Annotated in this window: 16 protein-coding genes; 5 read left to right on the forward strand and 11 right to left on the reverse strand. The window is 43.9% G+C overall.

Annotated elements, in window-relative coordinates; translation table 11 throughout:
- From AC6I7V_RS05480 to AC6I7V_RS05500, 5 genes are all read right to left on the reverse strand, one after another.
- The gene (locus tag AC6I7V_RS05480; RefSeq protein ID WP_032549334.1) at positions 1–297 is read right to left on the reverse strand and encodes a YciI family protein; all 297 of its coding nucleotides are present in this window, start codon (positions 295–297) and stop codon (positions 1–3) included.
- 197 nt (positions 298–494) lie between these two features.
- Positions 495–890, reverse strand: coding sequence for an acyl-CoA thioester hydrolase YciA (yciA, locus tag AC6I7V_RS05485; RefSeq protein WP_255230945.1), 396 nt, complete (start codon positions 888–890; stop codon positions 495–497).
- A 118-nt stretch (positions 891–1008) separates the two neighbouring features.
- Positions 1009–1572: a septation protein A gene (locus AC6I7V_RS05490; RefSeq protein ID WP_255230944.1), complete on the reverse strand. Its 564-nt coding sequence runs from the start codon at positions 1570–1572 to the stop codon at positions 1009–1011.
- Positions 1573–1681: 109 nt separating this feature from the next.
- On the reverse strand, positions 1682–1930 hold the full coding sequence (locus AC6I7V_RS05495) for a hypothetical protein (protein ID WP_255230943.1): 249 nt from the start codon (positions 1928–1930) through the stop codon (positions 1682–1684).
- Between the two features lie 302 nt (positions 1931–2232).
- Entirely contained in the window at positions 2233–3120 is an 888-nt protein-coding gene (locus AC6I7V_RS05500; protein ID WP_255230942.1) for a LysR substrate-binding domain-containing protein, read from the reverse strand.
- A gap of 181 nt (positions 3121–3301) precedes the next feature.
- Here AC6I7V_RS05500 and hisC point away from each other — a divergent pair, with 181 nt between their 5' ends.
- The 5 genes from hisC (at position 3302) to AC6I7V_RS05525 (ending at position 8611) form a co-directional block, all read left to right on the forward strand.
- Positions 3302–4426 carry a histidinol-phosphate transaminase gene (hisC, locus tag AC6I7V_RS05505; protein WP_498011500.1) on the forward strand — a complete coding sequence of 375 codons (1125 nt, stop codon included), beginning with the start codon at positions 3302–3304 and terminating at the stop codon, positions 4424–4426.
- Positions 4427–4436: 10 nt separating this feature from the next.
- Positions 4437–5210: an ABC transporter substrate-binding protein gene (locus AC6I7V_RS05510; RefSeq protein ID WP_498011501.1), complete on the forward strand. Its 774-nt coding sequence runs from the start codon at positions 4437–4439 to the stop codon at positions 5208–5210.
- Between the two features lie 565 nt (positions 5211–5775).
- Positions 5776–6735: a TRAP transporter substrate-binding protein gene (locus AC6I7V_RS05515; RefSeq protein ID WP_498011502.1), complete on the forward strand. Its 960-nt coding sequence runs from the start codon at positions 5776–5778 to the stop codon at positions 6733–6735.
- Positions 6736–6802: 67 nt separating this feature from the next.
- Positions 6803–7282, forward strand: a complete 480-nt coding sequence (locus AC6I7V_RS05520; RefSeq protein WP_255230939.1) for a TRAP transporter small permease — start codon at positions 6803–6805, stop codon at positions 7280–7282.
- Positions 7283–7303: 21 nt separating this feature from the next.
- A complete protein-coding gene (locus AC6I7V_RS05525) occupies positions 7304–8611 on the forward strand; it encodes a TRAP transporter large permease (RefSeq protein ID WP_498011503.1) in 1308 nt (435 codons plus the stop codon).
- 150 nt (positions 8612–8761) lie between these two features.
- On the opposite strand, the gene AC6I7V_RS05530 is transcribed toward AC6I7V_RS05525, so the two are convergent.
- The 6 genes from AC6I7V_RS05530 to trpD all read right to left on the reverse strand — a co-directional run bounded on the left by AC6I7V_RS05530 (position 8762) and on the right by trpD (position 16537).
- On the reverse strand, positions 8762–10198 hold the full coding sequence (locus AC6I7V_RS05530) for an IS1182 family transposase (RefSeq protein ID WP_498010782.1): 1437 nt from the start codon (positions 10196–10198) through the stop codon (positions 8762–8764).
- A 127-nt stretch (positions 10199–10325) separates the two neighbouring features.
- Positions 10326–11525, reverse strand: a complete 1200-nt coding sequence (locus tag AC6I7V_RS05535) for a dicarboxylate/amino acid:cation symporter (protein WP_253895403.1) — start codon at positions 11523–11525, stop codon at positions 10326–10328.
- Between the two features lie 426 nt (positions 11526–11951).
- Positions 11952–12758, reverse strand: a complete 807-nt coding sequence (trpA, locus tag AC6I7V_RS05540; protein ID WP_255230936.1) for a tryptophan synthase subunit alpha — start codon at positions 12756–12758, stop codon at positions 11952–11954.
- A complete protein-coding gene (gene trpB, locus AC6I7V_RS05545; RefSeq protein ID WP_498011504.1) occupies positions 12758–13948 on the reverse strand; it encodes a tryptophan synthase subunit beta in 1191 nt (396 codons plus the stop codon). The genes trpA and trpB overlap by 1 nt, the downstream gene beginning before the upstream one ends.
- 138 nt (positions 13949–14086) lie before the next feature.
- Positions 14087–15514 (reverse strand): bifunctional indole-3-glycerol-phosphate synthase TrpC/phosphoribosylanthranilate isomerase TrpF, encoded by a 1428-nt coding sequence (gene trpCF, locus AC6I7V_RS05550; protein ID WP_498011505.1) that lies wholly within the window; start codon positions 15512–15514, stop codon positions 14087–14089.
- 24 nt (positions 15515–15538) lie between these two features.
- Entirely contained in the window at positions 15539–16537 is a 999-nt protein-coding gene (gene trpD, locus AC6I7V_RS05555) for an anthranilate phosphoribosyltransferase (protein ID WP_255230934.1), read from the reverse strand.
- Positions 16538–16544 lie beyond the last annotated feature (7 nt).

A 16544-nucleotide genomic window follows, 5' to 3' on the forward strand; every position in this document is an offset into this window, starting at 1 on the left:
TTAAAATACTTTCTTAAATGGTTTTACAATCACGTTAGCATAAACACCAGCTTCAATATATGGGTCTGCGTCGGCCCAAGCTTGCGCTTCTTCTAGTGAATTAAACTCTGCAATAACCGTTGAGCCAGTAAAACCAGCTTCACCTGGGTTATCTGAGTCGATTGCAGGCATTGGGCCAGCAGTCAATAAACGGCCTTCATCGTGAAGTGTTTGTAGGCGCTCTAGATGTTGAGGGCGAACGCTTAAGCGCTTTTCCAATGAGTTTTCGACGTCTTGAGAGAAAATCACGTACCACATATTGGTATATCCTTATTTATACTTCACAAAAAAAGAGGCTCGATGAGCTATGTAGCTAATTTACGCGAACTAATCCTATTTGGAAGAGGGGAAAAGAAGAAAGTGTGAATTGATGCGCGTCGAAGAGGCTGGGTCTTTAAAAGCTGCATAGAAAACGTTCTAAAGACCCTAAATTGATTGGTTATGAGGTGGTTGAATTATTTCGCGATAGCGCGAGGTTTGCCGTCAGAATCAATAGCAACATAGTTAAAGGTTGCGTCACAGACCATAAAGCGGTCTTCGATACCGTGGTCACGAACGGGTTTAACCCAAACCGCCAAATCGATGCTCATTGAAGTGCGACCGATCTTGGTACATTCGCCATAAACACATACCACGTCTCCCACCTTGACTGGTTTTTTGAACGTGATGCTCGAAACCGATACCGTTACGATGCGACCGCATGAGATTTCTTTCGCTAGAATGCCGCCAGCTAAATCAAGCTGAGACATGATCCATCCACCGAACACGTCGCCATTGGCGTTGGTGTCGGCAGGCATAGCAAGAGTGCGAAGAAGAAGTTGGCCTTTTGGCGCATCAGAAGTGTGACTCATTATAAGGGATTCCCAAAACATCAATAAGTCAGTGGCCAGCGTTTATCCTAATGACCACTGTGAACGAAATAATGTGCAAGATTGTAACAAAAAATGAGATTGAGATCTCATTCGACCATTACTCCTTGTCTCGATTTTTCTCAGAATATTGTTGTTTGTCGTCAGGCAAATTTTTGTAGATGTATAAACCGGTCAATAAAGTCAATGTAATGGTCGCGATCAATAGACCAAATACTTTGAAATTCACCCATACATCGAGTGATAAGTTGAAAGCAACATAGACATTTAAAATCGCACACAACACGAAAAACAGCGTCCACACCCAGCTAATATTGCGCCATACAGAGTCAGGCAAAGAAATCTCTTTCCCAAGCATACCCTTTATTACCGGTTTGCCTATTAGTTGGCTCACCGTTAAACCAATGGCGAATAGCGCGTAGACAATGGTGACCTTCCATTTAATAAAGTTATCGTCATGCAGAAATATCGTCATACCACCGAATATTGCAACCATCGCAAAGGTAATGAGCTGCATCTTCTCGACTTTTCTGTAGAGGAGGTAGGTGAGTGCAATTTGAATGGCTGTAGCTGCGATTAGCGCGCCGGTCGCGGTGTAGATGTCATACATCTTATACAGAGCAAAGAAGATGATAAGCGGGACAAAGTCGATAATTTGCTTCATGTTAGACCGAACATCCAGTTGAGATTGTTCCTTTCAGTCTAGCTAAAAGTGCTCCGATGCAAAATAGCTCGAAGCACATGAAAATGAAATGTTTGATTGAGTGAAGTTGTTATCGTGTACATGCAGTTTGATAACGTGGAATAAGTTGTTTGATGTCTTCCAAGTAACCTTCACTTCTTAGGTTGTCTAGTGTCTGTTCGAGCTCTTCTTCGCTCATCATGAAGCATGTTGATTTGCCCGTCGTAAGATCCAGATATTCGTGATATTCACGCTCTGTGAAGTGGCCAATGCGATCCATGAGTAGTGTTTTAATCCCGTGGTGAATTAAGCCGTAATATGTGTGTCTTTGTAAGGTCATAGCCTATCCTCCGCTGCAAGTCACAATAAGATAAAAGTGCAACCTGCTTGATATTGGTTGGGTTATCTATGACAAAGCAATTCGAATGCCATTTTCATGTCGAGGATGGATCTTTTTAACTTGAAAGAATGATTTGTTTCATATTTTCATTCAGTTAAAAGATTGCTTCGCCTGCTTTCACAAAAGCAATACGTGTAGCGCGAAGAATCGTATTAATTTGAGAGGTAATTTTGCACATCAATTTGAGAATATCTCGATTCTCATTTTGACAAATTTCACCATCTGTTCTTATCTGATCAAGCTCAATCCACTAACCAATCGACCAGAGCTGAGAGTGAGGTATTTTGGCGATTCTTTGGTTGTAGTAGGAAGTAACCATTTCCTGAAAAGACACTGCCTTCACTCACTTTCACTAATCGACCCAAATCGATGTCTTGCTTCGCAAGCGTAATGTCACCAATGGCGATACCAAAACCTTGAATCGCTGCGTTCATGGCTTGATCGAGCGTTGCGAATTGCTGGTTATTTTTGCTTGAAAGTTCATTACTACCGATATGCTCTAACCACAATCGCCAATCACTCTGCTCATTGTTAGCGTGTAGCCAAGTGTAGTGGGAAAGCTTGTGTGGCTTGATAATGCTCGAGCTAATGTCCGCTAGGTGATCTTTAACAATAATCTGCGATTGGCATACCGGAGCCAGTTGTTCGTTGAACAATAGTTGGCTCACGATTGAGTGTTGATTTGGCTTCTTACCATAGATAATTACCGCGTCAAATGGGTCAAAACTTGGCTCAAAGACGTGTTTGATGGTGGAAGTGAGTTCCACATCAATCTCAGGAAAAGCCTGTTGAAATGACATCAGTTTGGGGAGTAGCCAAGAGGTGATACAACTTGGGGCATTAAGCTTGATCTTTGAGGGAGAGCTTGACACTTGATTAAGCGCGGATTGCAGGTGCTGAATGGTTGCTTGAATAAGCGGAACGAGCTCTTCGCCTTTTGGCGTTAACGACAGACCACGAGCATGACGATAAAAAAGATCACACCCTAAGCTATCTTCAAACGCCAAGATCTGGCGGCTAACAGCGCCTTGCGTGACGTTGAGTTCATGTGCGGCACGGGTAAAATTTAAGTGCCGTGCGGTAGAGAGAAACGCAAGTAAAGTTTTGGTTGAAGGTAGTGTATGATTCATATATTTACCTATGACTTTTTATCATGGCTATTATGTAATTATTTCGATTCAATTATCAATAGTGTTCTGTTTGAATGTAAATACTTAATCATCATTTATGATTCAATATGTGTATATCTCTCATAAATTGAATATGAACGCGATGGTGATAACATTCTGATTAAATGGAAAGGATCGCCTCTTGATATCTTTTATCGATAGCTTAGTGCCACAGGCAGTAAAAAAATTAATACCTTACCAATCGGCGAGAAGAATCGGTGGTGATGGTCGCGTTTGGTTAAACGCAAACGAACTAGAGAGCCCACTGTTTCCGGAAGAAGTTGGGTACAACCGCTACCCAGATTTTTTGCCGCAAGATATAGCGAAGGCGTATCAAGCATATTGTGGAACAGATGCTGAGACGGTTGCGGTGCGTGGTGCAGATGAGGCGATTGATCTGTTAGTCAGAACCTTCTGTGAACCCGCTCAAGATAAGATACTGATTTGTTCTCCAACCTACGCAATGTATGAGTTTTGCGCTGATGCGTTGGCGATCGAAACGTTAGATTCGCCGCTCAAGCAAGATTTCAGTTTAGATACTGCCGATGTGATAGAGAAAGCGGAACTAGCTAATATCGTTTTCCTCTGCTCTCCCAACAACCCAACTGGTAATGTGATTCCTAAACCAGATTTGGTTGAAGTGCTTGAGGGTACTCAAGGTAAGTCGCTGGTGGTTGTCGATGAAGCGTATATTGAGTTCGAACCGCAGACATCGGCTGTAAACCTGATTGAGCGCTACCCACATCTAGTCGTAATTCGTACCTTGTCTAAGGCATTTGGATTGGCTGCAGTACGCTGCGGATTTCTGTTAGCGAGCCCTAACGTGATGCAGTATGTAGTAAAACTGATTCCGCCATACCCAATGCCTGATTGTTCTTCGCAAATCGTATTGGAGGCACTGTCTGACGAGCGTATTTCTGTAATGCAAGACGCGACATTAGATCTGATTCAAGTTCGTAACCGCTTTGCAGTTCAATTGGCACAGTTTGATTTCATTGAACAGGTTTATCCGTCGTCAACCAACTTTGTGTTGTTAAAGCACAAGCCGGAACACCAACTGTTTAGCGTGTTGGCAAAAAAGGGCATTGTGACAAGGAATCAACATCATGAACCTTCGTTGCGTCACTGTGTACGCATCAGTATTGGCAGCCAAGAGAGCATGGATGAAGTGATAGCGTCACTAAGCCACTATCAGAAAGAGCTGCATCAGAAACAACAAGCCCAGAATAAAGAACCTCAATTTCAACTTGATAAAGATCATATCTAGGATGGCAATGATGAAAAAGATACTACTAGGATTTACTTGCGCGGCCGCTTTACTTGGTACTTCTGTACAGGCGAAAGAGATTCGCTTGGCGTCAGATTTTACCTATCCACCTTTTAACTACAAAAATAGTGAAGGTGTACCGGTTGGCTTCGATATTGAAATAGCCGATGCCTTATGTGAGCAAGCGAAACTGGACTGTACTTGGGTATCGCAAAGTTGGGACTCCCTTATTCCAAGCTTACTGGCGAGAAAGTCAGATGTGATCATGGCGTCGATGCGTATTACTGAAGAGCGCAAGCGTAAGATCTTGTTTACCAATAAATACTATCAAACCCCAGCAGTATTCGTTGCCGCTAAAAGTGCAACATTTGAGATCGATCAAGAGGGTTTATCGGGTAAAACCATCGGTGTACAACAAGGAACTATTCACGACCGCTATGTGACGGACAAGTTTGGCAGTGTCGCCACCATCAAGCGCTACACTGGTCAAGATGAAGTCTACCTTGATCTTCAGAATGGCCGTTTAGACGTCACCTTTGGTAATTCAGATCAGCTGTCTCTCGCGTTCTTAGATAAGGCTGAAGGAGAGGGTTTTGAATTCAAAGGCAAAGCGGTAACTGACAAAGCGTATATCGGTGAAGGCACAGCACTGGCGTTAAGAAAACAAGACTCAAAATTAGCGGAGCAGTTCAATAATGCCATCGAAGAGATTCGAGCGAACGGCACTTACGATAAAATTGCGGCGAAGTACTTCTCTTTTGATATCTATGGCAGTGATTTGTAATTTTGCCTAGCGCCTAAAACTAAATTACTAAAAAAATCCGAGAGCAATGAGGCTTTCGGGTTTTTGTTACAAATAAATTCTATCTAGTGATTCTATCAACGTTCTTCATACCAGTTTGTTCATCTTTGTATCTAAAGCTTTCCCACGATCTATTCTCCAGTCATAGTTGATACGACGAGTTTTCAATCGGTTAATCCTTCCTAGTTCACGCATTTGTATTCACATTAAAGTATTAAAATAGCACAAAAAAATAAATTAATTTTGGCTTAACAACTTGTTCTCAAAATAAATTAAATTTCAAAAATGCCGTGGCACTGGCCATTTAATGGCTTAATTAGTGACAAATATGATTGATATCACAATCAAATAAAACATAAGACTCACATATAAAACTTATCTCACAAAATATACAAATGTTATTGTAATACAAATTTGTCAGGGTAAAAATGTTGTAATGAAACGTTACAAGGGCGAGTAGTGTGCGATGGATTTTTAGATTTCAAGCCCGGCTTTAACGTGACATAGACAACTGTACCTCTTACTAAAATGGATTCTGGAGAAGAACATGAAAAAACACCTACTAACGATTGCTGCGGCATCAGTTCTCTTGGCATTTGGATCTCAAGCCAAAACGTTAACCCTAGGACATGCGATGTCATTAGAAAGCGCTGCTCATCAAGGCATGGTGATAATGGCTGATAAAGTCAAAGAAAAATCGAATGGAGAACTGACTATTAAGATTTTTCCAAACGGTCAGCTTGGATCTGAGCGTGACCAAGCTGAGCAGGTTGTTACTGGCGCGATTGACATGGCAAAAATCAATGGCGGACTAGCCGAATCTTTTGAACCGACGTTTAAAGTGAATGCACTGCCATTCCTATTCCGTGATGTTCAACATATGAGGACGTTCATGCGAAGTGAAGCGGCGCAAGAAATGCTGCTTTCAAGCCAGGGGAAGGGCTTTATTGGCCTCACATTTTATGATTCAGGTACACGTAGCTTCTACGCTAAAAAAGCGATTAACTCTCCAGATGATCTAGCCGGTATGAAAGTTCGAGTTCCTGGCTCTCCTACAATGATGGAAATGGTCAATTTGTTAGGTGGTAAAGCTACACCTGTACCTTTCAATGAGGTATACACGGCACTGCAACAAGGTGTTATTGATGGTGCTGAAAATAATATTTCTAGCTTGGTTGAGATGAAACACAGTGAGGTTGCTAAGTTTTATTCCATGGATCAACACATGATGACCCCTGATGTAATCATTATTTCGGAATACAAATGGGGATCACTCACGCCGCAAGAGCAAAAAATCTTAAAAGAAGCAGCAGCTGAATCTCTTGAAGAGCAGATTAAAATCTGGGACGCAACAGATGACATGAACAAAGAGAAAGGTATGAAAGCAGGCGTAACGTTTGTCAATGTTGACAAAGCACCGTTCCGCGCGGCTGTGAAACCAATGATTGATGATGCGAAAAAAGATCCTAAATTAGCTTCATTCATTGAAAAAATTGAAGCTCTTTAACCCGTCTTAGTGAAAATATAATTTTGCCTTGGTTTTTCTAAGGCAAAATTTTTTGAGGTATCACACAATGTTAGCCACTTTCAGAAACTTACTTGATAGATTGATTCTTATTGTCTCTTCTTTTGCACTAATGCTACTCGTTGTTACCGTTACTTGGCAGGTTTTTAGTCGATATGTTTTGAACGACCCAAGTAATTGGACTGATGAACTTGCTCGTTATGCGATGGTGTGGCTTGGCCTACTAGGAGCAAGCTACTTGTTTGGCACCAAAGGCCACTTAGCAATAACACTATTGGATGGAGCTCTTAAGGGTAAGGCACACATAGCATTACATATACTCATTAATATAATTTCAGGCGCATTTGTTTCTCTTGCAATGCTTAAAGGTGGCATTGCACTAATGGGAAGGACGACACAGCAATTATCTCCAGCATTGCAACTACCGATGTCGGAGGTTTATTCAATACTGCCGATTTCAGCCGTTATTATCCTCATCTATTTGATCATGAATACGTTGGATCTTTTTTGTGAACCTAATAAAAAGTAAGTTATAAAAGGACTTTATATTATGGATTTGTCCATTGGTGTTTGGCTGCTAGGCCTCTTCTTATTAATGATCGCGATAAGCATGCCGATTGCAATTGCAATTGCTATGTCATCTTTAACGATCATGTATTTTATTTTACCGTTTGAAGTTGCAAGTATCACTGCGGGTCAAAAAATAATTACCGGTATCGATAGTTTCAGTTTATTAGCTATCCCTTTCTTTATTCTTGCTGGAAATATAATGAATGTGGGTGGCATCGCGAGTCGACTAATCAACCTTGCAAAGCTTTTAGTTGGTTGGATCCCTGGGTCACTTTTTCACGTGAACATATTTGCAAATATGATGTTTGGCGCAGTTTCAGGATCAGCCGTTGCAGCAGCGGCTGCTGTAGGTAAAACCTTAGGCCCTGAATTAGAAAAAGATGGCTATGATAAAAACGTAGCAACGGCGGTGAACGTGGCATCTTGCCCCGCGGGTTTATTGATACCACCGAGTAATTCACTGATCGTGTTTTCAGTGGTATCGGGTGGGACATCCGTAGCTGCACTATTTATCGCAGGTTATGTCCCAGGTATTTTAATGGGCTTAAGTTGTATGGTCGTAGCCTATTTCATCGCTAAAAAGAAAGGCTATAAAACAAGTGCGAATGACGGCTTCACAACAAGAGATGTTCTGAATGTTGTTTGGCAAGCAACACCGAGCTTAGGACTTATTGTCGTTGTTATCGGCGGTATTATTGGAGGTGTGTTCACCGCAACAGAAGGGGCGTGTATAGCGGTACTGTATTCTTTTGTATTGTCACTCTGTTACCGAACCCTCAAGTGGGCACACTTCCCGGTAATTTGTAGAGAAACCGTTCAGGTTACTGGTATTATGCTGTTCTTGATTGGTGCTTCTACTATTATGTCATGGGCTATGGCTTTTACAGGGCTACCGACAATGATCAGTGATTGGATGCTCTCTATTTCAAATAATCCGATTATCATCTTTATTCTGATGAATCTGATTCTGCTGATTGTGGGTATGTTTATGGATCTGACGCCAGCTGTATTGATTTTTACCCCTATTTTTATGCCGATTGCTGAACATTTAGGTATGCATCCTATTCACTTTGCGATGATGATCATCTTCAACTTATGTATTGGTATTGCAACTCCACCCGTTGGTACTGCGTTATTTGTAGGTTGTAGTGTTAGTGGCTCGAAAATTGAGAATGTAATAAGAAGTATTCTGCCGTTTTGTGCCGTATTAATCGTTACCTTATTGGCTATTACTTTTATACCCGCAATTAGTCTGGCTCTTCCTCGTGCTTTTGGATTAATTAATTAATGCCTTTAAGTTCAGGGCTTATTGACTTGAAAAAGAATGACCAAAAAAAACCGCCTATATAAAGGCGGTCAGATTGCTGACGAACCCCACTTTTTGAAGTGGGGTTCTCTTTTTCGAGCGGCCGTAGGCCGCGATCGCGATATTTTTTTATTATGCGAAGTTTGGAAGAGCCCAACACTTAAATTGGCATCTAGACGCCATAATTTGACGTATTTGGGACATATTTAGCCCTATTTTTTGTAAATAGCTCACCACCAAGGCTATCTTCTTGATGTTTTGAGCGGCAGCTGCCAACCAACATTGCATTTGCACTTTCGAGAGCCCGCGGAAGCGGGCATAACGGTGACCATGGTGCTGCTTAGCGTCGGCGAAGCTCCGCTCTACCGTCTCACTTCTTCGCCTATACGTCTTTTTTCCATAAGGTGAGAGCCGCATTTGGTTGGCTCTATCCATCGCGTCCGTATAGATATGTCTTGTAATGACTTTCTTTATATTTTTACTTTGCGTACAGTCATCTCTCATTGGACAGAACGCACACTCTTTCGGGTCGGAGTGATACTCACGATACGCATCTCTAGACGTTGTTTTATAGATGAGCTCTTGACCGTTAGGGCAGCGGTAACTGTCTCGCTCTCCATTGTAGATGAAGTGCTTTTTCTTGAACGCATTCTTTGTTCTCGATGGTCTGCGATAACCGAACACGCCTAAGATATTTCGACGCTCTAATGACTCAGCGACTGGCGCAGTGAAGTAGCCCGCGTCGAGTCCAACGGCGATTGGATTAAGGTTAAATTGCTCTAGGGTATAGTCCAGACGCTTCACATAAGGTTGAGAGTCATTGATATTACCTGCTGTGACATGGGTATCTAAGATAATGCCATGCTGTCCATCCACTGTACGGTGGTCGAGATAGAAGAAGCCTTGGGGCTTATTATCTCGAGTCATGAAGCCACTTTCCGGGTCGGTAGTACTCGTTTTGGTGCTCTTAGTTTTAGGCTCAGCGGTACGTGACTTTAGAGGTTTCTTACCCTCTTTCTCTCGGTCTAGCGCGACATCTTCATCGAGCATATCAAGATAAGCACTGGCGCGAACCTTAGTCACTTTGTTCGTGTGCTTATTTTTGTTGGCATTGGCTTTTAGGTGCGTGCTGTCAGTAAATAGTTCTTGGCCTGCGACCAAACCTTTCGCCATTGCCTGCTCTACGATATTGATAAAGATACGCTCAAACACATCGGTACCATTAAAGCGGCGAATACGGTTTTGGCTGAGTGTCGATGCATGGATAACTTTCTCTGTCAGTGACATACGCAGGAACCATCGATAAGCGACATTGACTTCAATCTCTTTCACGAGTTGTCGCTCGCTTTTTATTCCGAAGAGGTAACCAAGCAGGATGATTTTAAACAGGCGTACAGGGTCAACAGGTGGGCGACCGTTGTCTTTACAGTAGAGGTGAGCGACTTCATTACGGATAAACTCGAAGTCGATGGCTTTATCTATCTTACGAACTAAATGGTTCTGAGGAACGAGCTGTTCCATGGTGACCATTTCGAGTTCATATTGTTGAGGTGAAGGCTCTTGAAGCATAGTGAGATATCCATATTTCGATACCCCTATTAGATCAAAGGTCTAGCTTGAAAGCTAGACCTTTGTCAGCAGTCTGACCGCCTATATAAAGGCGGTTTTATATTCTCGTCTAAAATTAACAACAAGGCTACGCTTGCTGTTTTTGTAGCTCAGCTTCTTTCTCTTCATCCTTGATTAGAGAGTCAACAATAACCGCACACGCTGCATCACCAGTGATGTTCAGAGCTGTACGAATCATGTCGAAGATACGGTCTAGAGCGAACAGTAGTGGTAGACCTTCGATTGGAATACCCGCTGCTAGTAGAACGGCTACAACTAGGAATGATGGACCTGGAACACCCGCTTGACCTACAGCACCAAGAGTTGATGTTACGATGATAGCGATGTACGCGCCCATTGATAGGTCAATGTTGAATAGCTGTGCGAAGAAGATAGCCACTAGGCCGTAGTAAATCGCGTTACCAGACATGTTGATTGTTGCACCCAGAGGCAGAACGAATGATGCCGTTGAGTTACGAACACCTAGCTCGTTCTCTACCGTATCCATAGTTACGGGTAGTGTTGCCATTGACGACGCTGTTGAAAGTGCAACCGCTTGAGGTTTCTTCATTGCTGTCAGGAATTTCTTCGCTGATGTCTTTGTGAAGATTTGAATCATCAGTGGGTACGCAACGAAGCCGAACACTAGGATTGCAGCTACGTAAACAACAAACAGTTTGAACACAACCATTAGTGCGCCAAAACCGAACGTACCTACCGCTTCAGCCATCAGACCAAATACGCCAAGAGGAGCGATGATCATAACTTTGTTGATCATCCATACCATAGCGTCAACGATAGCATTTACACCATTGATGATTGGCTCGCGTTTCTCTTTCGCTTGCTTAGAGATTGCGATACCAAAGAACAGGCAGAATACTAGAATCTGAAGGATGTTTGCTTCGTTTAAAGACTGGAAAACGTTGGTTGGGATCATACCTGTGATGGTCGCCCAGAAAGTTGGAAGTTCGCCTTTCGATGCATACTCAGATGAGAACATACCTTCAACACCAGAAACGTCGATACCGCGTCCTGGTTCGAATACTTCACCCATGATCAATGCAAGGGCAACAGCCAGTGCAGAAGTCAGTGCAAAGTAACCTAAAGTAGTGATACCTACTTTTCCTGCTGATGAGCTATTGCCTAAGCCTGCTGCACCAGAGATCAGTGCAACGGCTACTAATGGTATAACCAGCATCTTGATCAAATTGATGAAGATCGCGCCTAGAGGAGCAAACATAGTTGCGCTCTCACCCATCATGGCACCGACTACAGTACCCACGATCATAGCAATAACGACTTGAATGCCGATATTACCTAGTAAACTCTTTTCTTTTAACACTTCCGTTACCTCTGTGCTACAAAATGTAAAATTCCTAGAACTACATGCCAATGTACTTCGTACAATTGGATAAATATTTCGCGATGAGTTTTACACGTATCTGTTACATTTATCAATATGAGCAAAGGCGAAATACAACTAAAAATAGGCGTAGAAAGTGATTGTGATTAGATTTTGCACAAAAGCAAACGTTTGCTTGTTGCCTTATTATGACATTCTATAAATTTTTAGTATGAGTATTTGCTTTGTATTATTGCGCTGAAAGGGGAAAGGATTTTGAGGTTGTTAACAAGTGGTTAATAGCAGGGTGATTTTGCTCGTTAAAAATAACACCCTCTGGCCTTAAAGCAAGCGGCCAGAGAGCGTGTTATGTTACTTTTGCGTAGCCGCTTTCATTGGTGCAATAAAGTCAGCCAGCTTATCAAGCATGATCTGTGGTTGCTCTATATTTTGTTCGATGATTTTTACCACAGCAGAGCCAGAAATCGCGCCCGCAGCGCCTGCTTCAATGGCTTCTTTCACTTGTTCAGGTGCCGAAATACCAAAACCTAGTAGCGCTGGTGGTGCGTTGAATTGGTTTAGACGATCAAGCATGTGTCCGACAGGCATGTTTGCTTTTGTCTCTGCGCCCGTTACACCGGCACGAGAAAGTAGGTAAGTGTAACCACCACCGAGCTCCGCCACTTGCTTCAATGTTTCATCGCTTGCCGTTGGTGGTGCGATGAAGATTGGATGGATACCGAACTTCTCAGCAGCCGCAACAAACTCTGCGCTCTCGTTAGTTGGAACGTCAGCAATCAGAACAGAATCAATGCCAGCTTTTGAACAGCGCTCGTAGAAGTCTTCAATACCGCGTGAGTACACAAGGTTGGCATACATTAGAAGGCCAATCGGTAGCTCTGGGTATTTCGCGCGAATCTTACCAATCTGCTCAAAACAGATATCAGGAGTTGCGCCTGAATCTAGAGCACGAATGTTGGCTCCTTGGATAGTTGGGCCATCTGCTAGCGGATCAGAGAATGGAATACCCAGCTCTAGTGCATCGGCACCAGCTTCAACTAGGGTTTCCATGATCTTGTAAGACTGCTCTGCGTTTGGATCGCAAACCGTTACGAACGGTACAAATGCGCCTTGGTTTTTCTCGTTTAGGCGTGCAAACATCTTCTCATAACGGTTCATTAGATAGCTCCTTTTTCTTCTAAGATGGCGTGTACGGTGAAGATGTCTTTGTCACCACGACCTGATAGGTTTACAACCAATAGTTGTTCTTTCTCTGGGTTCTCACGAGCCATTTTCAACGCGTGTGCTAGTGCGTGAGAAGACTCAAGTGCAGGGATGATACCTTCGTTGCGCGCGATCTCTTGGAAAGCCTCTAGAGCTTCATCATCGGTGACGTTGTCGTACTCTGCACGGCCAATCGCATTAAGGTGTGCGTGTTGAGGACCAACAGAAGGGAAGTCTAGACCTGCTGATACTGAGTAAGACTCTTCTACCTGACCATTAGGGTCTTGCATTAGCGGCGCCTTCATACCAAAGAAGATGCCTGTTTTACCATGCTTAAGCGGTGCACCGTGCTGGTCAGTATCGATACCTTTACCCGCTGGCTCAACACCGATTAGGCGAACACTCTCTTCTTCGATGAAATCAGCAAACATACCGATTGCATTTGAACCACCACCCACACAAGCGATAACTGCGTCAGGTAGGCGACCTTCACGAGCTAGAATTTGGTTCTTGGTCTCTTCGCCAATCATGCGTTGGAAATCACGAACGATGGTTGGGAACGGGTGAGGACCAGCTGCCGTACCCAGTAGGTAGTGCGCGTCTTCGTATGTTGCAGACCAGTCACGTAGCGCTTCGTTACACGCATCTTTTAGCGTTGCGGAACCTGAGTGCACAGGGATAACCTCTGCGCCCATTAGCTTCATGCGGAATACGTTCGGGCTTTGACGCTCAACGTCTTTTGCACCCATGTATACACGACACTTAAGACCAAGCAGCGCACAAGCCAGAGCCGTTGCCACACCGTGTTGACCTGCGCCAGTTTCAGCGATGATCTCTTCTTTACCCATACGCTTTGCAAGCAGAGCTTGACCAAGCACTTGGTTGGTTTTGTGCGCGCCACCGTGCAGTAAGTCTTCACGCTTTAGGTAAAGCTTGGTCTTAGTGCCTTTCGTTAGGTTACGAGTTAGCGTCAGTGCCGTTGGACGACCTGCGTACTCTTGAAGTAGTGTCATGAACTCACTGCGGAATTCTGGATCCGCTTGAGCGTCGATAAACGCTTGTTCCAGTTGCTCTAGGGCTGGCACTAGAATCTGTGGTACGTATTGACCACCGTATTCACCAAAGTAGGCATCAAGTTTAGCCATCGTGTTATTCCTTCAATTTGCTTGGTATGTCTGGATACCAATGTCTTTAATCTTGTAGAGCACCTCATTGCGATGCTCTGAAATAGGGTCTGTAGACTATCTACAGTGAATCATCTGTTCTTAAGTTGGACTAGTCGCTCAGTATTGGCGAATTGCAGCAAACGCTCTGTTGAGTTTGTCTGCATCTTTCTTACCCGGAGCACTCTCAACACCGGAGTTAAGGTCGAGCCCTAAACAGCCTAATGCGGCCGCTTGCTGTGCATTATCTGGGTTCAAACCACCCGCTAACATCACAGAGCTCTGATCGTTGATCAGTTGCCAGTCGAAGACTTGACCTGTTCCACCAGTCTGGGAGCCTACTTTTGCATCAAGCAGGTGGCGAGACACATTGCTTTCTAACAGCGTAGGCAGCGAATCTTCAACGCCGTAAGCTTTCCAAATCTCTACGTGTTCTGGTAGCTGGTTTGCTAGTTCAGTCACGTATTGCTGTGACTCGTCACCATGCAGTTGAACACCGTATAAACCAAGCTCTTTCACGGCATTGATAACGCTAGCTTGGTCATGGTTTTGGAATACGCCAATGTACTTAAGCGGAGCGCCGCTCATGGTCAAGCGTGCTGCCTCTAAGTCAACACAACGCTTAGACGCCCCAACAAAAATTAGGCCACCGAATACTGCGCCTGCTTGGTACGCCTTGGCTGCATCGTCAGGGTGAGTTAAGCCACAAACTTTGTTTTCACCTAATGTTACTTTGCGAACGGCAAGCTCTAGGTTCTCTTCTGCCATCAATGAGCTACCGATAAGGAAGCCGTCTGCAAATGTCGCTAAGTCACGCACTTGCTGATGAGTGTAGATACCAGACTCTGATATCACGACTGCGTTTGGTGCTAACTCACGAAGCAGAGGTGCTAGCTCTTTGGTACGGTTCAGGTCTGTACTTAGGTCACGAAGGTTACGGTTGTTGATGCCAATCACTTTCGCGTCTAATCCGACAGCACGGTGCAGCTCTTCTTCGTTACTAACCTCAGTTAGCACGCCCATGCCTAACGAGTGAGCAACTTCAGCGAGAGCACGGTACTCATCATCGTTTAGTACAGATAGCATCAGTAGGATAGCGTCTGCCGAGTAGTGACGAGCTAAGTAAACCTGATAAGTATCGACCATGAAGTCTTTACATAGGATTGGTTGCTTAGCAATGCTGCGTACTTTAGGTAAGAATTCGAAATCACCTTGGAAGTACTTCTCGTCAGTCAGTACCGAAATCGCGTTCGCATGGTTGTTGTATACCGATGCAATGTATTCAAGGTCGAAGTCATCACGAATCAAGCCTTTAGAAGGAGACGCCTTTTTACACTCAGTGATGAATACGGTTTGCTCTTGGCTTAATGCATCATAGAAGCTACGGTCTGATGCGGTTAGCGCATCTTTGAACTCATTTAGCGGTTGTTGCTGTTTACGCGCTTCAACCCATTGATACTTGTCGCGAACAATTTTTGCTAATACTTCTGCCATTTCTGCTTCTTTTACAGAAACGTGAGTTGATAACTTTTCGTTTGTCTGTGTCATCTTTCTAGTCTCAAATCTCGTTCGTTATGCGTGGTCGGCAAGTTGCTGTACAAGCTCATACGCTTTGCCTGAGTTCATCGCTTCCATTGCCTTCGCTGCGTTGGCTTTTAGATCTTCATGACCAAATAGACGCATCAGTAGAGCAACGTTAACCGCTACTGCACCCGCCTGAGCTTCAGTACCTTTACCTGTTAGGATATTGGTCGTGATAGCTTTGTTCTCGTCTGGCGTGCCGCCTTTAATTGCTTCTAGCGGATGCTGATTAAGACCGAAATCTTCAGGAGATACAGTGTATTCATGTATCTGACCATCTTTGATCTCTGCAACGATGGTTTCACCGTGAATGGCGACTTCATCTAGACCGCTGCCGTGAACCACTGCTGCGCGCTTCATGCCCATTTGCAGCATGGTTTCCGCGATAGGGCGCACTAGCTCCTTGCTGTAAACACCCATCAGTTCGATGTTAGGACGTGCAGGGTTAATGAGTGGACCAAGGATGTTAAAGATGGTACGAGTTTTCATTGTTTGACGTACTGGCATCGCGTGACGTACACCACCGTGGTATTGCGGTGCAAATAGGAAAGCAACGCCAAGTTTATCAACGGCAGAGCGAGTGTCTTCTGCGCTCATTGCTAGGTTGATACCAAACTTATCAAGAAGATCTGATGAACCCGATTTGCTCGATACGCTGCGGTTACCGTGTTTCGCAATTTTTAGTCCACACGCGGCTGCAACAAATGCTGAAGTTGTGGAGATGTTAATTGTGTCATGACCATCACCACCTGTACCTACGATATCTGCAAAATCGTAATCAGGGCGTGGGAAAGGGTTAGCGTTTGCCAGCAGTGCTTTCGCCGCACCAGCAATCTCTTCAGGTGTTTCGCCTTTGATCTTTAGTGCAGTCAGTACTGACGCCATCAAAATAGGATCAAGTTCGCCTTTAATGATGATGTCGAAAAGCTGTTGGCTTTCTTCTTGAGTAAGAGACTTTTGGTCGTAAAGCTTATTAATAATCTGTTCCATGATCGTG

This window comes from Vibrio sp. KUL70 (assembly GCF_059725515.1).

Bases quoted from the DNA above. Each gene is read 5' to 3' on its own strand.
- AC6I7V_RS05495 (WP_255230943.1), bottom strand. From the start codon at position 1,930: ATGACCTTACAAAGACACACATATTACGGCTTAATTCACCACGGGATT.
- AC6I7V_RS05490 (WP_255230944.1), bottom strand. From the start codon at position 1,572: ATGAAGCAAATTATCGACTTTGTCCCGCTTATCATCTTCTTTGCTCTG.
- trpCF (WP_498011505.1), bottom strand. From the start codon at position 15,514: ATGACACAGACAAACGAAAAGTTATCAACTCACGTTTCTGTAAAAGAA.
- yciA (WP_255230945.1), bottom strand. From the start codon at position 890: ATGAGTCACACTTCTGATGCGCCAAAAGGCCAACTTCTTCTTCGCACT.
- trpD (WP_255230934.1), bottom strand. From the start codon at position 16,537: ATGGAACAGATTATTAATAAGCTTTACGACCAAAAGTCTCTTACTCAA.
- trpA (WP_255230936.1), bottom strand. From the start codon at position 12,758: ATGAACCGTTATGAGAAGATGTTTGCACGCCTAAACGAGAAAAACCAA.
- AC6I7V_RS05520 (WP_255230939.1), top strand. From the start codon at position 6,803: ATGTTAGCCACTTTCAGAAACTTACTTGATAGATTGATTCTTATTGTC.
- AC6I7V_RS05525 (WP_498011503.1), top strand. From the start codon at position 7,304: ATGGATTTGTCCATTGGTGTTTGGCTGCTAGGCCTCTTCTTATTAATG.
- trpB (WP_498011504.1), bottom strand. From the start codon at position 13,948: ATGGCTAAACTTGATGCCTACTTTGGTGAATACGGTGGTCAATACGTA.
- AC6I7V_RS05535 (WP_253895403.1), bottom strand. From the start codon at position 11,525: ATGATCGTGGGTACTGTAGTCGGTGCCATGATGGGTGAGAGCGCAACT.
- AC6I7V_RS05530 (WP_498010782.1), bottom strand. From the start codon at position 10,198: ATGCTTCAAGAGCCTTCACCTCAACAATATGAACTCGAAATGGTCACC.
- AC6I7V_RS05510 (WP_498011501.1), top strand. From the start codon at position 4,437: ATGAAAAAGATACTACTAGGATTTACTTGCGCGGCCGCTTTACTTGGT.
- AC6I7V_RS05500 (WP_255230942.1), bottom strand. From the start codon at position 3,120: ATGAATCATACACTACCTTCAACCAAAACTTTACTTGCGTTTCTCTCT.
- AC6I7V_RS05515 (WP_498011502.1), top strand. From the start codon at position 5,776: ATGAAAAAACACCTACTAACGATTGCTGCGGCATCAGTTCTCTTGGCA.
- AC6I7V_RS05480 (WP_032549334.1), bottom strand. From the start codon at position 297: ATGTGGTACGTGATTTTCTCTCAAGACGTCGAAAACTCATTGGAAAAG.